We start from the raw sequence: 20,999 nt of genomic DNA, 5'->3' as shown, positions 1-20,999 counted from the left end.
ACAATCTTTGTGCACGCGTTCACAAAGGCATAGCCTGCTGTCGACGGGGCGGTCCTGGGACAAGTGGCCGCCTGCAGCCCCGCTCATCCCGCAGGAGCATCGTGGCAACTGGCCGAACTCACCGACCGGCGACCCGCAGCCGAGGTATTCCCGAGGCCACTGTCGCCCGGCTTCCGCTGTACTTGCGTGCCCTCACCGCGCTCTCCGAGCGATCGGTGCCCACGGTGTCCTCCGAGGAGCTCGCGGCCGCCGCCGGAGTCAACTCCGCGAAGCTGCGCAAGGACTTCTCGTACCTCGGTTCCTACGGGACCCGCGGCGTCGGCTACGACGTCGAGTACCTCGTCTACCAGATCTCCCGCGAGCTCGGCCTGACCCAGGACTGGCCGGTTGTCATCGTCGGCATCGGCAACCTCGGCGCCGCCCTGGCCAACTACGGCGGCTTCTCCGCGCGCGGGTTCCGCGTCGCGGCGCTGATCGACGCCGACCCGGCGATGGCCGGCAAGCCGGTCGCCGGCATGTCCGTCCAGCACACCGATGATCTGGAGAAGATCATCGAGGAGAACGGCGTCTCGATCGGCGTGATCGCGACCCCCGCGGGCGCGGCCCAGCAGGTCAGCGAGCGGCTGATCGCGGCCGGCGTCACCTCCATCCTGAACTTCGCGCCCACCGTGCTGTCCGTGCCCGACGGCGTGGACGTGCGCAAGGTCGACCTCTCCATCGAGCTCCAGATCCTCGCCTTCCACGAGCAGCGCAAGGCCGGTGAGGAAGCGGCCGCCGCGGCCGCCGGCGGCTCCTCCGTGGGCGGCGCCGCCCCCGCCGCGGCCGTGGTGCCGCCGGCCGGGCGGACCGCCGCCGAGCAGCGCAAGGGCGGGCCCGAGGGCGACGTCCCGGCGGTGATGCCGGCATGAGTCTGCTCGTCGTAGGGCTGAGCCACCGCAGCGCACCCGTGAGCGTGCTGGAGCGGGCCTCGCTGTCCGCCGATGCCAAGGTGAAGCTGCTGCACGACACCCTCGCCGCCGAACCGGCGACCGAGGCGACCGTGTTGGCCACCTGCAACCGGATCGAGCTGTACGCGGACGTGGACAAGTTCCACGCCGGCGTCGCCGAGCTGTCCACGCTGCTCGCGCAGCACAGCGGCGTCGCGCTGGAGGAGCTCACCCCGTACCTGTACGTGCACTACGAGGACCGGGCGGTGCACCACCTGTTCTCGGTGGCGTGCGGCCTGGACTCGATGGTCGTCGGCGAGGGACAGATCCTCGGCCAGATCAAGGACGCGCTGGCGCTGGGGCAGGAGCTCCACACCGCCGGGCGGCTGATCAACGACCTGTTCCAGCAGGCGCTGCGGGTCGGCAAGCGGGCGCACTCCGAGACCGGGATCGACCGGGCCGGCCAGTCGCTGGTGACCTTCGGGCTGGAGCAGCTCGCCGTGCGGACGCCGGTGGCCGAATGGGCCGCGGGCAAGCGGGCGCTGGTGATCGGCGCCGGGTCGATGTCCTCGCTGGCCGCGGCGACGCTGGCGCGGGTCGGGGTCGCCGAGATCGTCGTGGCGAACCGGACCGCCGACCGGGCGGAGCGGCTGGCGGAAATTCTGGTTGCCTCAGGCACGGGTGTGCGGGCTTCGGCCGTGCCGATGGCTGCGGTGCCCGATGAACTGACACGAGTCGACGTGGTCGTCTCGTGCACGGGTGCGACGGGGCTGGTGCTGACCGCCGACGACGTGCTCGACGCCGTGTCCTGGGGCTCCGCGGCGGGGCCGGATGCGGCCGGGGCCGCCTGGTCCGTGCCGGTCACCGAACGGGGCTCCGCCCCGGACCCCGCGCCTCAATCGCCGGCGGGGCTGGATTCGGCTGATGCCGCCGGTTCCGCGCAGGCGTCGGCGGGGCTGGATTCGGGGCTGGATTCCGACGTGCTGGCACGGCTGGTCGCCGCCGCCCGGGCCGGAGGCCGCCTGGCCGACGCCGGGGCCGCCCGGACCATCAGTGCCACCCCGGAGGCCGACGGGTGTCCCGTCGGCCCGGACGGCCGGTCCGCGCTGACCGGGGTCGACGCCAACTCCCTCGAACTGCACGGGACCTGGGCCGACCAGGGCGAGGCCGCCGCGCAGCGGCAGCCGCGCCGGAGCACCCGTACCCCCGCCCACGCGACCACCGTCCGGCTCGCGCTGCTCGACCTGGCCATGCCCAGGGACATCGACGCGGCCGTGCACCGGATCCCCGGCGTCCGCCTCGTGGACATCGAGTCGCTCGCCGAGGCCTCCGCCGACGCCCCGATGGCGGCCGACGTGGACGCCGTACGCGGGATAGTCGCCCAGGAAGTGGCGGCCTTCGGGGCGGCGCAGCGGGCCGCGCACATCACGCCCACCGTCGTCGCCCTGCGCGCGATGGCGGCCGAGGTCGTGGCCATGGAAGTGGCGCGGCTCGACGGACGCGTGCCCGACCTCGACGAACGGCAGCGCGCCGAGGTCACCCAGACCGTACGCCGCGTCGTGGACAAGCTCCTCCACGCGCCGACCGTGCGCGTCAAGCAGCTCGCGAGCGAGCCCGGCGGCGCCGGGTACGCGGAGGCGCTGCGCGAACTCTTCGACCTCGACCCTCAGACGGTTGCTTCCGTCAGCCGGGCGGACGCGGCCGATCCGATGAACGACGACGACCCAGGACGGGCATCATGAACACACGTCCCGACCAGCCGCTGCGGCTCGGTACGCGGCGGAGCAAGCTGGCCATGTCCCAGTCGGGGCACGTCGCCGACGCGGTACGGGCCGTCACCGGCCGGGCCGTCGAGCTCGTGGAGATCACGACCTACGGCGACGTCTCGCGCGAGCACCTCTCGCAGATCGGCGGGACGGGCGTGTTCGTCACGGCCCTGCGCGACGCGCTGCTGCGCGGCGAGGTCGACTTCGCCGTGCACTCGCTGAAGGACCTGCCGACCGCGCAGCCCGACGACCTCGTGATCGCGGCCATGCCGCGCCGCGAGGACCCGCGGGACGCACTCGTCGCCCGGGACGGTCTGACCTTCGAGCAGCTGCCCGACGGTGCCCGCATCGGTACCGGGTCGCCGCGGCGCACCGCCCAGCTCAACCACCTGGCGCTGTCGCTCGGCAAGCGGATCGAGACGGTGCCCATCCGCGGCAACGTCGACACCCGGATCGGTTTCGTCCACGACGGTGAGCTCGACGCCGTCGTCCTGGCCGCCGCCGGTCTGAACCGGATCGGCCGCGGTGACGAAGCGACCGACCTGCTGTCCGTCGACAGCGTGCTGCCGGCCCCCGGCCAGGGCGCCCTCGCCGTGGAGTGCCTCGCGTCCGACACGGACCTCGTCGCCGCGCTCGGCGCACTCGACGACCCGCACACCCGGGCCGCCGTGACCGCCGAGCGGTCCCTGCTCGCCACCCTGGAAGCAGGCTGCAGCGCACCCGTGGGCGCGTTCGCCGACCTGCTGGCGGACGGGGAGATTGTCAATGAAATGCGCCTGCGCGGCGTCGTCGGAACCCTCGACGGCACGACGCTGGTGCAGCTGTCCACCACCGGTCCCGTGCCCCAGTCGTACGACGAGGCCATGGCGCTCGGCCGCGAACTCGCGGACGAGATGCTGGCCAAGGGCGCGGCCGGTCTGATGGGGGAGCGATCGCTTTGAACCCCTCAATTCCGACCACCTCCGCCTATCCGGCCGTCGCCGCCCACGGACGCGTCACCTTCCTCGGTGCCGGCCCGGGCGACCCGGGCCTGCTGACGCTGCGCGCCGTCGAGGCGCTCGCCGCCGCGGACGTACTGATCGCGGAGCCCGAGGTGCTCGACGTCGTGCGGACTCATGCGCGCGCGAATGTCGACACGCCGCAGCTGACGGTTGCTGATGAAGTGTCAGCAGCCGCCGGGGTCCCGGTGATCCGGGACGCGGCCAATCTTGTCATGGAGGCCGCACGCTCCGGCAGGCGGGTCGTGCGTGCCGTCACGGGCGACCCCGGGCTCGACGGCGACGCCGCCGAGGAGATGCTCGTCTGCGCTACCGCCGGTATCCCCTTCGAGGTGGTGCCCGGTGTCGCGACCGCGGTGGGCGTGCCCGCGTACGCCGGTGTCCCGCTGCGCGACAAGCAGGGCGCGGACGTGCGGTTCGTCGACGCGAAGACCGCCTCGGCGCGCTGCTGGAGCGAGGTGGGCGCGAGCGACGGCATCCTCGTCGTGTCCGCGACGCTGGAGACCGTCTCGGCGGCCGCCGCCGAGCTGGTGAGCGCCGGGCGCAAGCCCGACACCCCGCTGACCGTGACCGTCGCCGGCACCACCACACGGCAGCGGACCTGGTGCGCGACGCTGGGCACCATCGCCCAGGTGTTCAAGCAGGGCAAGGTGCTCCCCTCGCCCGAGGGCGCCCGGCCCGTCATAGCCGTGGTCGGTGAGCACAGCGCCGCCGCGCGGCGCGAGGACCTGTCCTGGTTCGAGTCGAAGCCGCTGTTCGGCTGGCGGGTGCTCGTGCCGCGTACCAAGGAGCAGGCCGCTTCGCTCTCCGACCAGCTGCGTTCGTACGGCGCGGTGCCCCACGAGGTGCCGACCATCGCCGTGGAGCCGCCGCGCACCCCGCAGCAGATGGAGCGCGCGGTCAAGGGCCTGGTGACGGGCCGCTACGAGTGGATCGCCTTCACCTCGGTCAACGCCGTGAAGGCCGTCCGCGAGAAGTTCGAGGAGTACGGGCTGGATGCGCGCGCCTTCGCGGGCATCAAGGTCGCCGCGGTGGGCGAGCAGACCGCCGCCGCGCTCGTCGAGTTCGGTGTGAAGCCGGACCTGGTGCCCAGCGGTGAGCAGTCCGCGGCCGGGCTGCTGGAGGACTGGCCGCCGTACGACCCGGTCTTCGACCCGATCGACCGCGTGTTCCTGCCGCGGGCCGACATCGCGACCGAGACGCTGGTCGCCGGACTGATCGAGCTCGGGTGGGAGGTCGACGACGTCACCGCCTACCGGACGGTGCGCGCGTCGCCGCCGCCGGCGGACACGCGCGAGGCGATCAAGGGCGGCGGCTTCGACGCCGTTCTCTTCACGTCCTCGTCCACCGTCCGCAACCTGGTCGGGATCGCGGGCAAGCCGCACAACGTGACCGTCATCGCCTGTATCGGGCCGGCGACGGCCAAGACGGCGGAGGAGCACGGGCTGCGCGTGGACGTACTGTCCCCGGAGCCGTCGGTGTCGAAGCTGGCGGAGGCCCTCGCCGAGTACGGTGCGGCGCGCCGCGAGGCGGCCAAGGAGGCCGGCGAGACGGTGTTCCGGCCGAGCGAGCGACGGCCCGGAGCGCGCAGGCGTCGCACGACGTGAGCGGCTTAGGCCGCCGGACGCGGTCCGAAGCAACGGTCGAGGGGCCCGGGTGCACACGCACCCGGGCCCCTCGCGTGCGTAATCCCCTTGTGCGGCGGCCCCTGCCCGGAAAGGATCACCGCCGGACGAGACGGTGGGACGGGGAGACGGGGAGCGGATGACGGACCGGGACGCGCGGCTGGTGGCGGCGGTGCGGGCGGGGGACCTCCCGGAGGTCCACGCCCTGCTGGGGCCGGGGAGGAACCCCGACGCGGTCGACGAGGACGGGCTGCCGGTGCTGTGCGCGGCGGTGGCCGCACACGAAGAGGAGATCGCCGAGGCCCTGCTGGGGGCCGGAGCCGATCCCGACGCGGTGGACGCGGACGGGTCGCCGGTCCTGTGCACGGCGGTGGCCGCGTTCGCGCCCAAGGCCGCCGCGGCGCTCGTGAGGGCCGGGGCCGATCCCGACCGGGTGCTGCCGGACGGCACGACCCCGCTGCTGCGGGCCGTCGAGAGCGGCTCCCCGGCGACGGTCACGGCACTGCTGTGGGCCCAGGACCTCCAGGCGCCGGAACTGCGCCTGGCCCGGCCGGCGCGCGAGCGGCTGCTCGCCACGGCCCGCCACTGGTACGAGACGGGCGCGGAGGCGGAACTGCGCCGCCGCACCGGAGCCACGGCCCCGGCGCGGACCCTCACGGTCGAAGACGAGTGGTGCGAGGTCGAGCAGGTCACGCTCGGCGGTCTGAGCGTCCGCGCCGGGCACGGCGCCGTCCTGACCACCCTGGAGTCGGCGTTCGGCGTCCCGGCCCCGCTGACGGAACTGGTGGCCCGCGCCGTCCGGCACCCCGACCCCGGCCACGTGGACTGGGCCGCGTCCAGGGCCGGACTCGGCGCACGCCTCGGCGAGGGAGCCCGGGAGCTGGTGACGTCCCTGCGACACCAGCCGTCCGCCGACCACCGGCGTTTCGCGGCGGACTGGCTGGCGTCCCGGCAGCTCTCCCTGGACAGTACGGCGTACCCGCACCACGAGGACGACCGCGACCTCCTCGCCGCCTGGGCGGACGCGGAGACCGACGCCGTGGTGCTCGCCGAGGTGCTCTGGGCCCTCACCGAACACGCGGAGGTACACCCCCGGCTTGAGGCCATCGGCCTGCGGTACGCCGACCATCCCGACCCGCGGGTGCGCCGCAAGGTGCCGGACTGCCTCGCCCTGCACGACAGGCCCCTGACGGCGCGGGCCGCCGACGCGCTGGGCGCCCTGACACGGGACCCGGACGACGAGGTCCGCTTCAACGCCGCGTGCGTCCTGCTCGCGGGAGACCACGAGGACCGGGACGGGCCCCGGGCCGTCGTACGCGACCTGGTCCGCGACCCGCACAGCCCCCTCCGCGGCGGGGCCGCGGAGGTCCTGGCCGAATCCGACGACCGTACGGCGGACGCCACGGAGGTCCTGCTGGCCCTCCTGGACACCGGCGACCGCATCCTGCGCCTGATCGGCGCCTACGGACTGGCCCGCCGGGACGACCCGCGCACCCCGCAGGCGTACGAGCGGGTGGAGGAACTCGGCCCGATCTACCGGCCCGACCACCGGGCTAACGCGCTCGCGGACTGGCGCGGGCGCAACGAGGCGCCGCCGCACGGGGGGAACGGATGACGGAGCGGAACGCCGCACTGGCGGCGGCGGTACGGGCGGGCGACACCGAGCGGGTACGCGGCCTCCTCGAAGCGGGCGCCGCCCCCGACGCGGCCGGGGAGGACGGCCTGCCGGTCCTGTGCACGGCGGTGGCGGCCTGCGACCCGGCCGTGGCCGAGGCCCTGGTGGAGGCCGGCGCCGACCCGGACCGGCGGCTGCCCGACGGGACGACCCCGCTGCTGCGGGCGATCGAGGGCGGCTCCCCGGCGGTGTTCGAGGCCGCCCTCGGCAGCGACCCACGGCTGCGGCTCGCCCCGGAGCGGCGTACGGAACTGCTGGCGGCGGCCCGCAACTGGTACGAGGAGGGCCCGCAAGCCCGGCTCCGCCACCTGACGGGCGATCCGGGCCCGGTGCGCACGCGGGTCGTCCCGGAGGGCGAGTACCACACCCTCACCGAGTTCACCCTGGGCGGGCGGTGCGTCCGCGACGGCCACGGCGGGATCCTGACCAGCCTGGAATGGGCCTTCCGGATCCTGACCCCGCCCGGGGAACTGGTGGCCCGAGCGGTCCGGCACGGCGACCCGGAACACGCCGACTGGTGGGCGTCCCAGTGGATCCTGACGGAACGGCGCAGCGCCGAGACCTGGGCGGAGACGGTCGCCTTCCACCGGCACCCCGACCCGCTGCCCCGCCTCTTCGTCGCCGACGTGCTCGGCCTGCAGAACCTGACGGAAGGGCTCACGCCGCACGCGCGCCGGTACGAACGCGAACGCCTGGCGCTGCTGCGCACCTGGGCGGAGGTGGAGGACGACGGAGTCGTCCTGCCCCGCCTGCTGCGGGCCCTGGTCGACGAGGGCTTCTCCGGAGCCGCGGCCGTCGGCCTGCGCCACGCCGGGCACGGCGACGCGCGCGTACGCCGCGCGGTACCGGACACGTTCGACCGGCCCCTGACCCCGCGGACGGCCGAAGCCGTACGGGACCTGTGCCACGACCCCGACGCCGGCGTCCGGGCGGCTGCCGCCGGGGCACTGGGCGGCGAGGCGTTGTCGGCGGAGGACCGCCCGCTGCTCCTGGCCCTGCTCGAAGACGCCGACCCGCAGGTGGCGTCCCAGGCCGCCTACGCCACCGCCCGGGGCGCGGACCGTTCACCGCAGATCACCGAGGCACTGGCGCGCCTCCTCGACGCCGGGGACCAGGACATCCGGCTCAGCGCCGCCTACGGCCTGGCCCTGCGCGACGACCCGCGCACACCGGACGCGTACGCCCGGGTGGGCCCGCTGGGCCGCGCGGAGCGCGAGCGCGACAGCCGGGCGGACGGCCTGTGGCGCTGGAAGGTCAGGAACGAACCCGGCGGGTGAGCCCGCCCCGTGCGCCGGGGAAGGTCGGCGCGGGCGAGCCGCGGGACGGGCTTTAGGGTGGACGCGACTGCTGTCGATGCTCGAAGAGGCGACTGGAACATGAGCACGTACGGATCCTTCCCCGGCTCCCGGCCCCGCCGGCTGCGGACCACCCCGGCGATGCGGCGCATGGTCGCGGAGAACCGGCTGCACCCCTCGGACCTGATCCTCCCGGCCTTCGTGCGCGAGGGCATCAGCGAGCCCCTCCCCATCTCGGCCATGCCGGGCGTCGTTCAGCACACCCGGGACACGCTGCGGAAGGCGGCGGTCGAGGCGGTCGAGTCGGGCGTCGCGGGGATCATGCTCTTCGGCGTCCCCGCGGACGAGAACAAGGACGCGCTCGGCACGGCCGGCACCGAGCCCGACGGGATCCTGCAGGTCGCCATCCGCGACGTGAAGGCCGAGGTCGGGGACGACCTGGTGATCATGTCGGACCTGTGCCTGGACGAGTACACGGACCACGGCCACTGCGGCGTCCTCGACGAGAACGGGCGCGTCGACAACGACGCGACCCTGGAGCGCTATGCCGAGATGGCACAGGTCCAGGCCGACGCGGGCGTCCACGTCGTGGGTCCCAGCGGAATGATGGACGGCCAGGTCGGCGTCATCCGCGACGCCCTCGACGAGACCGGCCACGAGGACGTGTCGATCCTCGCCTACACGGCGAAGTACACCTCCGCCTTCTACGGCCCCTTCCGTGAGGCTGTCGCCTCCTCCCTCCAGGGCGACCGCAAGACGTACCAGCAGGACCCGGCCAACGCCCGCGAGTCCCTGCGGGAGCTCGCCCTCGACCTGGAGGAGGGCGCGGACATGGTCATGGTCAAGCCGGCCGGCCCCTACCTCGACATCCTGTACCGGGTCGCGCAGGCGGTGGACGTACCGGTGGCGGCGTACCAGATCAGCGGCGAGTTCGCGATGATCGAGGCGGCGGCGGAGAAGGGCTGGATCGAGCGCGACCGCGCCATCGTGGAGACCCTGATGGGCATCAAGCGTGCCGGCGCCGACACGATCCTCACCTACTGGGCGACCGAGGTCGCGGGCTGGCTGCGCAACGACTGATCCGTTCTACGGCCAGTCGACGAGGCCGTGGAAGACGGCGAAGTCGACGACGACGGCGGCCGGGGCGACCACGGCCAGCCACACCCTGGCGGCGGCATTGCGCCGCTGCCAGGGCAGCGCCCACGCGGCGACCAGCACGGCCAGGACCAGCAGCAGCCCGAAGCCGAAGCTTGCGAAGGCGGTGCCGTACGAGGCGTCGAACCGGTCGCTCGCCGCGTCACCGCACGAGTCGCAGGCCATCGGCGACAGGCCGACGAAGAAGAACGCGACGGCGGCGAGCGGCAACGTCAGCACCGTCGAGACGAGCGGTGCGACGAAGGCACGCGGGTGGCGGGCGGTGTCCGAGGTCAGGGTCATGGCTGCAGTGAACTCCGCGCGGCGACCGTGAACATGAGTGCGCGTACTCATCCGCGGGGCTTCGAGGGCTGCGCACCCCGTAGGTATCCCTCCGCAGCGGTGCGGTGTCCGCCGGGCAGCAGGGCGGCGGGTCAGCGGGCGATGGAGAGCGCGAAGGGCGTGAATCCGCTCGCTCGGATCACATGCGGCACGAACAGGATCGCGGCCTCCGTGGCACGGGCGGTCCGGATTCCACCGAGGTCGGTGATCCACTCCTTCTGCCAGCCGAGGTCGGTGAGCAGTTCGTGGACGGCCTGTTTGGCCTGCGGGTCCTCGCCGGAGAGGAACGCGGTCGGCGGCTGACCGAGCATGGCCGGCGCGGTCATCACCGGGAAGAGCATGGTGTTGAGCGTCTTGACGACGTGGGTCTCGGGGAGTGCCTCCTGGAGCTGCTCGGCGAGGCTGGATCCGGGGTGGAGCAGGTCGGCGGGCAGCCCGTCCGGGCCATCGGTGGTGGCGTTGGAGACGTCGACAAGGATCTTGCCCCGCAGTTCCGCGCGCAGAGCGGCCATGCGTTCCAGTGAGCCGGCGCCCGGTGTGGCGTTGATGACGATCCGGGCGGTGCGGGCGGCATCGGCGGCGGCGCCCGGCGTGCGGTCCGCCACGGTGACCTGATGCCCGGCCCGGGTGAGGGCGGCGGCCAGGTTGCCGCCGACGCGGCCGTTTCCGAGTACTGCGATCTTGGTCATGGTGATTCCGTTCCTCTGGGTCTTTCCGGTTCTCGTCAGGGTCAGCGGGAGAGCGTCGACACGGCTTCCGCGTGGACGCCGGGTGCGGCGGCCAGGAAGCTGTCGCTCTGCGGGGTCCAGGGGCGGCCCTCGGCATCGGAGACCTGCCCGCCGGCCTCCAGGACGAGCAGCGCCCCGGGGAGCAGGTCCGCGCGGGCCCCGGCGAACTGCCAGAAGGCGTCGGTCCTGCCGGCGGCCACGTTCACCAGGTGCAGGGTCGCGGGCACGGAGGTGCGGACGACGAGAGCGCCGAAGAGCATCGCGGTGATCGAACGGCCGACGCGCCGTACGACCTCCTCGTCCTCGTCCGGCCTGGCCTGGCTCGTGGCGACGATGCCCAAGCCGAGGTCCGCGGTACGGGAGACGCGCAGGGGCCGGCCGTCGAGGTGGGCGCCCGCTCCGGCGAGCGCGGTGTAGGTCTCGCCGGTCAACGGCAGGTGGACCACGGTGAGTACCGGCCGGTTCTCGCGCACGAGGGTGGCGGTGACCGCCCAATCCGGCAGGGCGTGCAGGTGGTTGACGTTGCCCTCGGCCGGATCCACGACCCACCATTCGCCGGGCGGCAGCGCCCCGCCGTCGAGCTCGTCCTCCACCCAGCCGGCGCCGGGGCGCAGGCGGGTGAGGCGGGGGCGCAGGATGTCGAGGGCCGTGTCGTCGTTGGCGGCGAGCGCGCGCATCAGCTCTTCGCGCGTCTCGTACCCGACCACCTCGCCGAAGCGCTCGCGCAGCGCCGAACCGGCCGTACGCACGGCGATCACGGTCTGGGCCAGCAGGTCGGCGTCAGAGGCGGGGACGGCGGTGGCGGTGGCGGCGCCCTGAAGCGTTTCGGACATGGTGGTGCTCCTGCCTGAGGAGGGGAGGGGGAAGTGAGGCGAGCCGGGCCGAGCGTTTCCGTCCCGCGCGTTCGCCTCAACGGTATGAAGCCTCATCGTTAACTTCAAATGCATGTTATGAACGTCTAGGATTACTCAGATGCAATTGGACCTGAACCTGCTCACCGCGCTCGATGCACTGCTGGAGGAGGGCAGCGTGGCCGGGGCGGCCGCGCGCCTGCACGTCACCGCCCCCGCGATGAGCCGGAGCCTGGGCCGCATCCGGCACGTGACCGGGGATCAGATCCTGGTGCGCACCGGCCGCACGATGACCCCGACGCCGTACGCGCTCGCCGTCCGGGCGCAAGTGCACGAGCTGCTGCACCAGGTCCACGGGGTCCTGGCGCCGAGCCGGGCACTCGATCTGACGACGCTGGAGCGCACCTTCACACTCCGCTGGCACGACTCCCTGGTCGCCGTGAGCGGCCCCGCACTCCTCACGGCCGTGCGCGGACAGGCGCCGGGCGTGCGCCTGCGCTTCGTCGCGGAATCGAGCGTCGACACACCCGAGTTGCGCCGCGGCGAGGTCGACTTGGAGGCGAACGCCAGCCGTCCGAGCGCACCCGACATCCGCGCCGAGAAGGTGGGCGAGGCCCGCCTCGTCATCCTCGTACGGCAGGGGCACCCGCTCACCCGCGCCGAGACCCTCACCGCACAGACGTACGCCGCGGCCGAGCACATCACCGTCTCGCGGCGGGGAAACCTCAGCAACGCCCTCGACGACACCCTCGCGCGGCTCGGCCTCACCCGCCGCGTGGTGGCGACCGTGCCCACGGAAGCAGCCGCGCTGGCATTCGCGCGCGACTCCGATCTGGTGGTCACTCTCCCCGAAACCGCCACACGCTCCGCGGTCACCGATCTCGGCCTCGACGCGCTCCCCCTGCCGTTCGAACTGCCCGCGGCGCCGGTCTACCTGTCGTGGCATCAGCGCTACGAAACCGACAACGCGCACACCTGGCTGCGCGGCCTGGCCCGAGAGGCGCTGACCTTGAGCGGAACGCCGTAGGCGGCGGCCTGCGGGCGCTTGGGCGGGAGCCGGGCGGGCGGGGTCGGTTGGTGGGGCGGTGGCTACGGAGGGGCTGTTCCGCTGGGGCGGTGGTCAGCGACGTGCTTGGGGGTTTCCCGTCAGTCTCATCGTCTCTCCGTGTCGGGCCGGTCCCTCAAGGGCGCTCGTTCCTCGCGTCGCTTCGCGATGGCCTTCGGCCACCCTTGACCGACCGTCCCGCCCCGGAAATCCGAAGACTGCCGAGAAGCCCCCAAAAGAACGAGCCGGGCACTCAAGGATCAGGACGGGGCGGCCAGAGCCCCCCTGCCCGGACGGGAGTGGGGGACGACCGACAGACGGGGCCCATCCAGACCCCAGCCCGGACCGGGGGAAGCGCCCCACATCGCTACGCGCTCCTGACGTCTCAGCGTCTCCACCCCGTCCTGGGCTGGACATAGGCCGCCCACCACCCATGCGCTTCTCCCAGCCAGCGACCGACGGCCAGTTAGGGGCTGATGAGAGCCGCTGAGAGGGACTGACGGCCGCAACCTCGCCTATTCCGTCGTGGAACCGGGTCAGCGCGAGCACGACACCACAAACCCACCCCCAAACAGGGGTAATTGGGGCAAACTGGCGGACTTCTGGGCCACTCATGTGCGCTGACCTGCATCCACGACGAAATAGCCGCAGTCCCACGTCTTTTCACCCCGGACGACGGCCGGACGCAGTCAAAGTGGACCCTTATGCGCCTGGGCGGCTCATGGCCCACCGCAGAGGGTCGTCGGACGCCGTCATCGAGAGACCCGTGAGTGGTGGGCGGCCTATGTCCAGCCCAAGACGGTCGTCGGACGCTGAGACGTGGGGAGTCGGTGGGGGTGGTGGGCGGCCTATGTCCGGCCCAGGACGGGGTGGAGACGCTGAGACGTTCAGGAGCGCGTAGCGATGTGGGGCGCTTCCCCCGGTCCGGGCTGGGGTCTGGATGGGCCCCGTCTGTCGGTCGTCCCCCACTCCCGTCCGGGCAGGGGGGCTCTGGCCGCCCCGTCCTGATCCTTGAGTGCCCGGCTCGTTCTTTTGGGGGCTTCTCGGCAGTCTTCGGATTTCCGGGGCGGGACGGTCGGTCAAGGGTGGCCGAAGGCCATCGCGAAGCGACGCGAGGAACGAGCGCCCTTGAGGGACCGGCACGACACGGAGAGACGATGAGACTGACGGGAAACCCCCATACACATCACTGACCACCGAATGAGCAGCTCCCGCACACCGCAGCCCCCGCCGGCATCGCGGGCCCGGCTCTGCCGGCTCTCGTCGTGCTGGGTCGCCCCGCGCCCGGAGGCGCCGCGTGCTCGGGTGCCCGTACCGCCTCCGCCTCCGCTCCCGCTCGCGTCCGTACGGGCGGGGGCGCACCCTGGAGGGAAGGGTGACCCCCTGGAGGTGATGCACCATGGCCACGCTCGTCGGGTGGCATGTGGAGCTCGAATTCACCGAGGAGGGCCACCGCACCAGTGCGGCGGCCCTGGTCAGGCTCGGGGACGGCTCCGAGATCAAGGCGCGAGGCTATGCCTTGCGTCACCCCTCCGACCCGGAGCAGTTGAGGGTCGGGGAAGAGATCGCGGGCGCTCGCGCGCTCATGGATCTCGCGTCGCAGATGTTGCAGAAGGCCCACTCGGAGATCGACGAGGCGTCGGGCCGTAATTCCTACCCGCTCAATCGCTGAGCGCAGCGAGCGGTCGTGCGGCCGACCCGCTGAGGGGCTCCGGCAGGGGCCACTCAGCGGGTCCTGCCGCGGAACAGCGCCACCGACAGGGCCATGGCTCCGGCCGTGATGCCCGCGCACCAGGTCAGCGCCACCCAGGGGGCGTCACCCGCGGGCTGCGCCAGGAGCAGAGCGCGCAGGGATTCGATCACGGGGGTCAGCGGCTGGTGGTCGGCGAAGCCGTGCAGCCAGCCGGGCATGGTGTCGATGGGGACGAAGGCGCTGGACGGGTACGGCAGGAACATCATCAGGAAGGTGAAGCCGCCCGCGGCCTCCGGCGTCCTGGCGAGCAGCCCGAGCGCGGCGGCCAGCCACGAGATCGCCGTGATGTAGGTGAGCAGCAGGCCGGCCGCGGCGAGGAAGGCGGCCGGGCCCGCCTGGGGCCGGAAGCCGATCGCGAGGGCGACGGCGAGGACCAGGGTGGTGGAGAGCAGGTTGCGTACGACCGAGGCCGCGACGTGCCCGGCGAGGATGGGGATGCCGCCTATGTCGAGCGAGCGGAAGCGGTCGATGACGCCGTTCGTCATGTCCTCGGCGACGCTGACCGCGGTGGAGGCCGCGCCGAAGCCGGCGCAGAGCAGCATGGCGCCGGGGACCACGTACGTCACGTACTCCGTCCCGGTGTCGATGGCGCCGCCGAAGAAGTAGACGAAGATCAGCATCAGCATGACGGGCAGCATCAGGGCGGCGATCAGCGCGTCGGGCCGGCGGCTGCTGATGCGCAGGCTGCGGCCTGCCAGGGCGAGCGCGCTCACGGGAACGGCGGCGGTCATCGGTCGGCTCCCGTCAGGGTGAGGAACACGTCGTCGAGGGTGGCGCTGCGGACGGCGAAGCGGTCCACGGCGGTTCGGTCCGGGTCGAGTTCGTCGAGCAGGGCGCGGACGTGGGCGGCGGTGCCGTCGGTGGGCAGGCCGAGGGTGAGTGCGTCGGGGTCGAGGTGGACGGCACGCGGGGCGAGGGCCTCGTAGGCGGTGCCGGTGGTGAGGGTCAGGTCCAGGCGGTGTCCGGCGACGCGGGACTTCAGCTCGGCCGGGGTGCCTTCGGCGGCGATGCGGCCGCCGGAGAGGACGGCGACGCGGTCGGCGAGCCGGTCGGCCTCCTCCAGGTACTGGGTGGTGAGCAGGACGGTGGCGCCGTCGGCGCGCAGTTCCCGTACGAGTTCCCACAGGTCCTGGCGGCTGCGCGGGTCGAGGCCACTGGTGGGCTCGTCGAGGAAGACGACCTCGGGGCGGGAGACGAGGCTCGCGGCGAGGTCGAGGCGGCGGCGCATGCCGCCGGAGTACGTCTTCGCGGTGCGGCCGGCGGCCTCGGTGAGGCCGAAGCGGGTGAGGAGTTCGTCGGCGCGGGTGCGGGCGGCGCGCGGGGACAGTCCGGCGAGGCGGCCCATCATGCGCAGGGTCTCGGTGCCGGTCTGCAGCTCGTCGACGGCGGCGAACTGGCCGGTGAGGGCGATGAGTTCGCGCACCCGGGAGCGTTCGGTGACGGTGTCGTACCCGGCGACGCGGACGGTGCCGGCGTCGGCGGCGGTGAGGGTGGCCAGGATCCGGACGGTGGTGGTCTTGCCGGCGCCGTTGGGCCCGAGGAGGGCGAGGACGCTGCCGCGCGGGACGGACAGGTCGATGCCGTCGAGGACGCAGAGGTCGCCGTAGGACTTGGTCAGGCCCGTGGCGTGGATGCCGAGGCCGCCGGAGGCGTGCGTGGTCATGAGGGATGGTGCTCCCTTCCAGCTTCTGCGTATGCCTTACGCTCTTCTGTGTAAGTAATACACAGAACTAGGATGGGGGTCAATCGAGGAGTGGGCGGTCATGGCGGACGAGGACAGCGGGACGGGGCTCCCGGCCAGCCTGGAAATGGCCTGGGGCCTGCGCGAACGCCCCGGCAAGGGGCCGCGCCCCACGCTCACGCTGCCGAAGATCGTGGAGGCGGCCGTGACGCTGGCCGCGAGTGAGGGCATGGACGCCGTCTCCATGGGCCGGGTGGCCAAGGAACTGGGCGTCTCGACGATGTCCCTCTACCGCTACGTCACGGCGAAGGAAGAGCTCTACATCCTGATGTCGGACGCGGGCGTCGGCACCCCGCCGGACCCCTCGGCCGGGGAGGACGCGGACTGGCGGGAGCGGCTGACGGAGTGGGCGTACGCGCAGCGGGCCGTCCTGATGGCCAACTCCTGGATCCTGCGCATCCCGATCACCGGCGCCCCGCTCAGCCCGAACCATCTCGCCTGGATGGAACGCGGGCTCGCTGCGATGGCCGGCACGAGCCTGCGAGAGGGCGAGAAGCTCTCGACGATCATTCTCATCGGCGGCCTGGTCCGTAACGAGGCGACGATGGCGGCCGACATGATGGACGCCATCGTGAAGTCCGGCGTCGCACCGGACCAGGTCCTGGGCCAGTACGTGGGCACGCTGCGGCTACTGACCGGCCCGGACACGCACCCGGCCGTGACGCGGCTGCTGGAGTCCGAGGCGTTCACGGGCTCGGACGAGCCGGACTTCCAGTTCCGCTTCGGGCTCGACCGGATCCTGGACGGCCTGGCGGCGCTGATCGCGGGGCGGGCGGGGTCGGGCGAGGCCTGAAGGGCCCGGGCGGACCCCGGTGCGCCTCGAATCGCCGGGCCGCCCGCGATCGCCACGCGCTGGTGCAGCAGGTCAGACGGGCGGCAGGAGATCGCTCGCGCTGACCGTGTACGTCAGCGGCGGGTAGGTGAAGTCGGTTTCGTCGTTCTCGCGGCGCCGCAGCCGGTAGAACTCGCGCTTCTGCTCGTCGTCGGCCGACGTGAGGCGCGCGCCCTGCGGGAGGTACGCATGTCCATCGCGAAACCGAACGTGGGTCTTCGACGTGCGAAACGTGACGCCCAGCCATTGGTTGTCCGCCGTCGGGACGGTGTCCAGCACGATCTTGTGCCTGAATCGCTGGTTCAGCTCGACGGAGAACGCGACAACACCGTTGTGGGTGAGGGGGATCTCGAACTTGTCGGCATCGAACTCCTTTGATTCGAAGATCAGCTTCCTCGTTTGGCCCGACTCGGGATGCTGGTAGCAGGAGAAGACGGCGATGAAGGACTCGTCGGCCAGATCCAGGGCCTGGTCGGAATGGCTGCCCATGGTTCTGTAGGCATTCGTGTAGCACTCGACGAGAGCGTTGTTGAAGCCGACCGGGATCGCCGTATGGTTTTGAATCCGCTGCGCCAGCCGTTCGTGCACCGCGCGGAAACGCTGCGCCGGGCTGCTGTATTGAGTGGTGGTGCGCACGAGGGGCACACACCCCGCCTCGCCGATCCGGGTGAGCGTGGCACCTCGCCGGCCCTTTCCCACGTCCTCCAAACGAGCCGACGCGGACAGGTCCGCAAAGAGATCCTGCTCGATCGGCAGAGCGCGCGAGATGATCTCGTCCGCGATCCTAGGCTCGGGGGGCAACGTAGTCTCCCGTGTTCATGCTGAAGAGGAACCTGTCGCCGTAGTCGATGAAGGACGAGGTCCTGTTCTCCTCGGCGTACAGCCTCCGCAGCTCGTCCATGCCCTCGGGCGTCGACGGCCCCAGCTCCACCCAATCCCCGGCGGCTTTGAGCAACGTGTGGCCGTTCTTGTGAACCGCTTCTGTGCTCGAACAGCGCACCACGTAGCCCAGCCGGGTCGGGAGTACATCGGCGCCCAACGTCGAGGGCCTGATCTCGTGCGTATAAAGCCGGTTGGTGGACAGCGGCATGAAGAACACGGAGCCGGGATAGAGGGTGAAGGAGAACTGCTGGGGAAGTGAGATCCCGTCGCGTTCCGGTTCCTTGAGACGGAAGTGGAGCCTGGTCAGCCCGCTGGCCCGCTTCACACCGTAGTCGAAGGCGTCTTCACCCATCGGATGCAGCTTGTCGAGCCCGTCATAGAAGGTACAGAAAGCCATGATGCCGTTGACGGGCATGTCCTTCGTCTTGTCGGCATGGGCCGATATCCTGGCCTTGGACTGCTTGCGCTCGGCCGTTGCCAGGGTGTTGTGGTAGATCTGCGCGAGCACATGATTCAACGGCGCCGGGTTCCGGAACACGGTGGCGGCTTCGCGATTCAGGCCATCGACGATTCGGGTGTCGGTCGGCCGAAAGCCTTCGGTCGGCCCCGAAAGATTCGTGGAGCACCGGAGCAGGCGGAAATGCAGTTTGTCACCGTCTCGCGTGACGGGCGTCAGATAGATCCCGCTGCGATGAGCCGTTCCAGGCTTGTCGGACTCGGTCAGGGACTGGAAGGCGTGGTCCGCACGGATCCGCCCGAAGTGATCGGCGTCGAGGTCGAAGAAGCGGCGGTAGTACACCCCGGCGCCGTGCACCCGGATGGGAACTCGGCCGACACCGACGAGGGTCCAGCCTGCGTCGGCGTCCTCGCGGTAACCGTGCGACAGCTCTTGGACGACGAACACCCGCTCCGCCGCCTGCAGTTGGCGGCTGTTGATGCCGGACACGTCGCCACACAGGTAGACGGTCTTCTGCGCGAGGTCCGCCGAACCCAGCTCCTCCGGCGTGATCGTGGATCCGAAGAAGTCCCTGATCGCGTCATCGTCATGCAGCGTCGAGGGCGCGACCAGGATGTTGCTCGCGTCATCGATGCAGGCCTCTGTCAGCCCTGCCACGTACATGAAACGGCACCTGCCCTTCGTAGACCTTGATGAATTGAACCGTGCACCAGCCGCCCCTCCGACGCCCCGTCCTGATCAGGGCCCGATGACGGCCGGTACGGCGACGATCGGGACGGTGTACCGGGTCTCCACCCGCCAGAAGCAGGGCGCGAAGTACGGAAGCGGCACGTACGAGGGCCTGAAGGGCGCGGCCCACTTCGAGCCGGTGGCGGGGAAGGCCGGCGAGTACAACCTGACCTTCCACTGATGTGCCCCTGGGCGGTGCTACCGGCTGACCCAGCCGGTCAGCGCCGCCCAGCTCGCCGGCGCGAGGTCCAGTACGGGGCCGTCTGTGCTCTTGGAGTCCCGGACGTGGACCGTGTCCCTGCCGGAGGCCACCTCGACGCAGTTGTCGCCGTCGCTGGTGCTGTACGAGGACTTGTGCCAGGCCACGGCAACCTCCAGGCAGGCGTCGCCGTCGCCACCGCTGTAGCTGGACTTGAACCACTTCAGGTCGGTGCTCATAGCTCTCCTAGCAGGCGGTCCAACAGGCCCTGTGTCTGGACGGTGTTGAGGGCCTGAGTCCGCAGCATCGCATACCGGCGAGCCATGATGCTGACCTCGTCGGGGTCCGAGATGAGCCTGCTGCCACGCTGGCTCTCGGAGTATCCGAGATGCTGGTGGGTGGGGGTTTCCAGGAGGATGAAGGGGCCGTCGAGGGCTGCATGGGCGGACTGGTCCAGCGGCATCACCTGGATGGAAACGTCCGGAAGTTCCGTACAGGCGAGCAAGTGCCGCAGGAGTTCCTCATGTACTTCTCGGCCGCCGATGCGGTGGCGCACGGCGGGCTCCCAGATGACGAAGCTCAGGGTCGGTGGTGTCTTGCGGTGCAGAATCTCCTGCCGCGCCACGCGGCGGGCGGTCAGATCCTCAACGGTTTCCTCGGGGTGTGCTGGGACGCGGCACTTGAAGAGGGCCCGGGCGTAGTTCTCCGTCTGGAGTAGCCCCGGTACGCGCTGTCCTTCGTACCAGGACAGGGTGATGGCGTTGAGCTCAAGGGCCAGGTATTCCTCGGCCCATGGGGGTGTCGTGTCGATGTCGGGGAGTTCCAGCGCCGCCACGGTCAGCAGCCCCGGTAGGCCCAGATGCAAGTCCATCAGCTCCGCGACATTCGGCATCAGGGCGCGGCGGCCCTGCTCGATGGAGGCGATGGTCTCCGCGTCCAGCCGTACCAGCTCGCCGAGTTGCTTCTGGGTCAGGTTCTTGGCGATGCGGGCGGCGGCCACCATCGTGCCGACCATCTTCATGGTCGTCGCGTTCGGCCGTACTCGTTTCCTCGGTGGCATGACTGCGAACTCCCCACCCGCGCAGGCGGAATACCCCGTGCGGACCCGTACTCATCAATGAGTACGGGTCGGCGCTCAGCCACACGCTAGTCACGCAAAGCGACCATCGTCCCGTGAATCCAACTATTGAGGCGGCGCTCGTGCGCGAGCGTCTCTACCTGCGCTCGCCCCGAACCGTCGCAGCTGCGCGCCAGTTCACACGTGACACCTTGCACGCGTGGGGCGTGACCGACCGCCGCGACGACATGTTGCTCTGCGTGAGCGAACTGGCGACCAACGCCCTGCGGTACGGCGTCCCGCCCGGCCGCGGGTACCTGCTGCGGATGTACGGCTTCGAGGACGCGACCGTCCGCATCGAGGTGCACGACGGCGGGCCGGGGTTGTCCCGGATCACCGGGCAGCCGCACGGTCAGGGACTCACCCTCGTGGCCGCGCTCTGCGACGACTGGGGGGTGCTGGCCCGGACTCCCGGGAAGGTCGTCTGGTCCGAGTTCCGGTGCGCGGCGGCGTGGGCGGCCGCCCACGCCGCCGCGAGGCAGACCGGGGTGTAGAGCACCAGGTTGAGTACGTGGAAGGCGCTGTCCGGCGGGCTGTCGAGGAGCCCGGCCGCCCAGCCCAGGCCCGCGAGGCCCCGTACGGCCAGGCCGGCCGCGACCGCCCCCGTGACGGCGCGGGTCACCCGGCCGCCGCGGCCCCGGGTGTGGGCGAGTACGGCGGAGGCTCCCGTCAGCAGCACGGCGGCCAGGGGAAGCACCGCGGCCGGGCCGAAGGAGGTGTCCAGGCCGAGGACGGCCAGGGACAGGCTGCGTTCGTCGGGCGCGGGCCAGGTCGCGCCGGTGGCCCAGTAGAGGTGGACCAGTCCGTCGGCCGCCAGTAGGCCGGCCACGGCCGTCCCCGCGTGCTTGTTCCTCATGTGAGTGAGTCCCCTTCGGTGATGGACGAACCGTCACCGGGAAGGAGG

The 20,999-nt window shown here is 71.7% G+C and carries 21 protein-coding genes and 1 pseudogene; 12 read left to right on the top strand and 10 right to left on the bottom strand.

Annotation, left to right across the window (positions count from 1 at the left end):
• The first annotated feature begins 101 nt into the window (after positions 1–101).
• The 7 genes from Sspor_RS19835 (at position 102) to hemB (ending at position 9,365) form a co-directional block, all read left to right on the top strand.
• Entirely contained in the window at positions 102–908 is an 807-nt protein-coding gene (locus tag Sspor_RS19835) for a redox-sensing transcriptional repressor Rex (RefSeq protein ID WP_202200328.1), read from the top strand.
• Positions 905–2,668 carry a glutamyl-tRNA reductase gene (locus Sspor_RS19830; RefSeq protein WP_202200327.1) on the top strand — a complete coding sequence of 588 codons (1,764 nt, stop codon included), beginning with the start codon at positions 905–907 and terminating at the stop codon, positions 2,666–2,668. Before Sspor_RS19835 ends, Sspor_RS19830 begins: the two co-directional genes overlap by 4 nt.
• A complete protein-coding gene (hemC, locus tag Sspor_RS19825; protein ID WP_202200326.1) occupies positions 2,665–3,633 on the top strand; it encodes a hydroxymethylbilane synthase in 969 nt (322 codons plus the stop codon). The genes Sspor_RS19830 and hemC overlap by 4 nt, the downstream gene beginning before the upstream one ends.
• Positions 3,630–5,297, top strand: coding sequence for a bifunctional uroporphyrinogen-III C-methyltransferase/uroporphyrinogen-III synthase (locus Sspor_RS19820; RefSeq protein ID WP_202200325.1), 1,668 nt, complete (start codon positions 3,630–3,632; stop codon positions 5,295–5,297). The genes hemC and Sspor_RS19820 overlap by 4 nt, the downstream gene beginning before the upstream one ends.
• Positions 5,298–5,454: 157 nt before the next feature.
• Entirely contained in the window at positions 5,455–6,930 is a 1,476-nt protein-coding gene (locus Sspor_RS19815; RefSeq protein ID WP_237403935.1) for a HEAT repeat domain-containing protein, read from the top strand.
• Positions 6,927–8,267, top strand: coding sequence for a HEAT repeat domain-containing protein (locus Sspor_RS19810; protein WP_202200324.1), 1,341 nt, complete (start codon positions 6,927–6,929; stop codon positions 8,265–8,267). Before Sspor_RS19815 ends, Sspor_RS19810 begins: the two co-directional genes overlap by 4 nt.
• Before the next feature lie 99 nt (positions 8,268–8,366).
• Complete coding sequence (gene hemB / locus Sspor_RS19805) at positions 8,367–9,365, top strand: porphobilinogen synthase (protein ID WP_202200323.1); 999 nt, start codon at positions 8,367–8,369, stop codon at positions 9,363–9,365.
• A 6-nt stretch (positions 9,366–9,371) separates the two neighbouring features.
• On the opposite strand, the gene Sspor_RS19800 is transcribed toward hemB, so the two are convergent.
• The 3 genes from Sspor_RS19800 to Sspor_RS19790 form a co-directional block, all read right to left on the bottom strand.
• Positions 9,372–9,722 (bottom strand): hypothetical protein, encoded by a 351-nt coding sequence (locus Sspor_RS19800; protein ID WP_202200322.1) that lies wholly within the window; start codon positions 9,720–9,722, stop codon positions 9,372–9,374.
• Positions 9,723–9,853: 131 nt separating this feature from the next.
• On the bottom strand, positions 9,854–10,450 hold the full coding sequence (locus tag Sspor_RS19795; RefSeq protein ID WP_202200321.1) for an NADPH-dependent F420 reductase: 597 nt from the start codon (positions 10,448–10,450) through the stop codon (positions 9,854–9,856).
• Between the two features lie 41 nt (positions 10,451–10,491).
• On the bottom strand, positions 10,492–11,322 hold the full coding sequence (locus Sspor_RS19790) for a 3'(2'),5'-bisphosphate nucleotidase CysQ (protein ID WP_202200320.1): 831 nt from the start codon (positions 11,320–11,322) through the stop codon (positions 10,492–10,494).
• Between the two features lie 139 nt (positions 11,323–11,461).
• Here Sspor_RS19790 and Sspor_RS19785 point away from each other — a divergent pair, with 139 nt between their 5' ends.
• Positions 11,462–12,367: a LysR family transcriptional regulator gene (locus Sspor_RS19785; RefSeq protein WP_202200319.1), complete on the top strand. Its 906-nt coding sequence runs from the start codon at positions 11,462–11,464 to the stop codon at positions 12,365–12,367.
• A gap of 1,417 nt (positions 12,368–13,784) precedes the next feature.
• Entirely contained in the window at positions 13,785–14,057 is a 273-nt protein-coding gene (locus tag Sspor_RS19780) for a DUF1876 domain-containing protein (RefSeq protein ID WP_202200318.1), read from the top strand.
• A 53-nt stretch (positions 14,058–14,110) separates the two neighbouring features.
• Here Sspor_RS19780 and Sspor_RS19775 read toward each other — a convergent pair whose 3' ends face one another.
• Together Sspor_RS19775 and Sspor_RS19770 are read right to left on the bottom strand one after the other, a co-directional pair.
• On the bottom strand, positions 14,111–14,869 hold the full coding sequence (locus Sspor_RS19775; RefSeq protein WP_202200317.1) for an ABC transporter permease: 759 nt from the start codon (positions 14,867–14,869) through the stop codon (positions 14,111–14,113).
• Positions 14,866–15,801: an ABC transporter ATP-binding protein gene (locus Sspor_RS19770; RefSeq protein ID WP_202200316.1), complete on the bottom strand. Its 936-nt coding sequence runs from the start codon at positions 15,799–15,801 to the stop codon at positions 14,866–14,868. Before Sspor_RS19770 ends, Sspor_RS19775 begins: the two co-directional genes overlap by 4 nt.
• Positions 15,802–15,901: 100 nt before the next feature.
• Between Sspor_RS19770 and Sspor_RS19765 the strand changes: the two genes are divergently transcribed.
• Positions 15,902–16,672, top strand: a complete 771-nt coding sequence (locus Sspor_RS19765) for a TetR/AcrR family transcriptional regulator (protein ID WP_202200315.1) — start codon at positions 15,902–15,904, stop codon at positions 16,670–16,672.
• 72 nt (positions 16,673–16,744) lie between these two features.
• Here the strand turns inward: Sspor_RS19765 and Sspor_RS19760 are convergent, their stop codons facing one another.
• A complete protein-coding gene (locus Sspor_RS19760) occupies positions 16,745–17,512 on the bottom strand; it encodes an alpha-ketoglutarate-dependent dioxygenase AlkB (RefSeq protein WP_202200314.1) in 768 nt (255 codons plus the stop codon).
• Positions 17,496–18,713, bottom strand: a complete 1,218-nt coding sequence (locus tag Sspor_RS19755; protein WP_202200313.1) for a hypothetical protein — start codon at positions 18,711–18,713, stop codon at positions 17,496–17,498. The genes Sspor_RS19760 and Sspor_RS19755 overlap by 17 nt, the downstream gene beginning before the upstream one ends.
• A gap of 85 nt (positions 18,714–18,798) precedes the next feature.
• Between Sspor_RS19755 and Sspor_RS19750 the strand changes: the two genes are divergently transcribed.
• The gene (locus Sspor_RS19750) at positions 18,799–18,960 is read left to right on the top strand and encodes a hypothetical protein (protein WP_202200312.1); all 162 of its coding nucleotides are present in this window, start codon (positions 18,799–18,801) and stop codon (positions 18,958–18,960) included.
• 17 nt (positions 18,961–18,977) lie between these two features.
• Here Sspor_RS19750 and Sspor_RS19745 read toward each other — a convergent pair whose 3' ends face one another.
• Together Sspor_RS19745 and Sspor_RS19740 are read right to left on the bottom strand one after the other, a co-directional pair.
• A complete protein-coding gene (locus Sspor_RS19745) occupies positions 18,978–19,217 on the bottom strand; it encodes a DUF397 domain-containing protein (protein ID WP_202200311.1) in 240 nt (79 codons plus the stop codon).
• Positions 19,214–19,999, bottom strand: a complete 786-nt coding sequence (locus Sspor_RS19740; protein ID WP_237403934.1) for a helix-turn-helix domain-containing protein — start codon at positions 19,997–19,999, stop codon at positions 19,214–19,216. The genes Sspor_RS19745 and Sspor_RS19740 overlap by 4 nt, the downstream gene beginning before the upstream one ends.
• A 152-nt stretch (positions 20,000–20,151) precedes the next feature.
• On the opposite strand from Sspor_RS19740, the pseudogene Sspor_RS40655 reads away from it, so the two are divergent.
• Positions 20,152–20,460 (top strand): annotated as a pseudogene (locus Sspor_RS40655) (ATP-binding protein); the annotation flags it as partial.
• On the opposite strand, the gene Sspor_RS19735 reads toward Sspor_RS40655, so the two are convergent.
• Positions 20,448–20,951, bottom strand: coding sequence for a DUF3995 domain-containing protein (locus tag Sspor_RS19735; protein WP_202200309.1), 504 nt, complete (start codon positions 20,949–20,951; stop codon positions 20,448–20,450). The pseudogene Sspor_RS40655 and the gene Sspor_RS19735 overlap by 13 nt on opposite strands.
• Positions 20,952–20,999: the final 48 nt, after the last annotated feature.

This window comes from Streptomyces spororaveus (assembly GCF_016755875.1).
Taxonomy (GTDB): domain Bacteria; phylum Actinomycetota; class Actinomycetes; order Streptomycetales; family Streptomycetaceae; genus Streptomyces; species Streptomyces spororaveus.
This window is presented reverse-complemented; position numbering and strand designations above follow the sequence as displayed.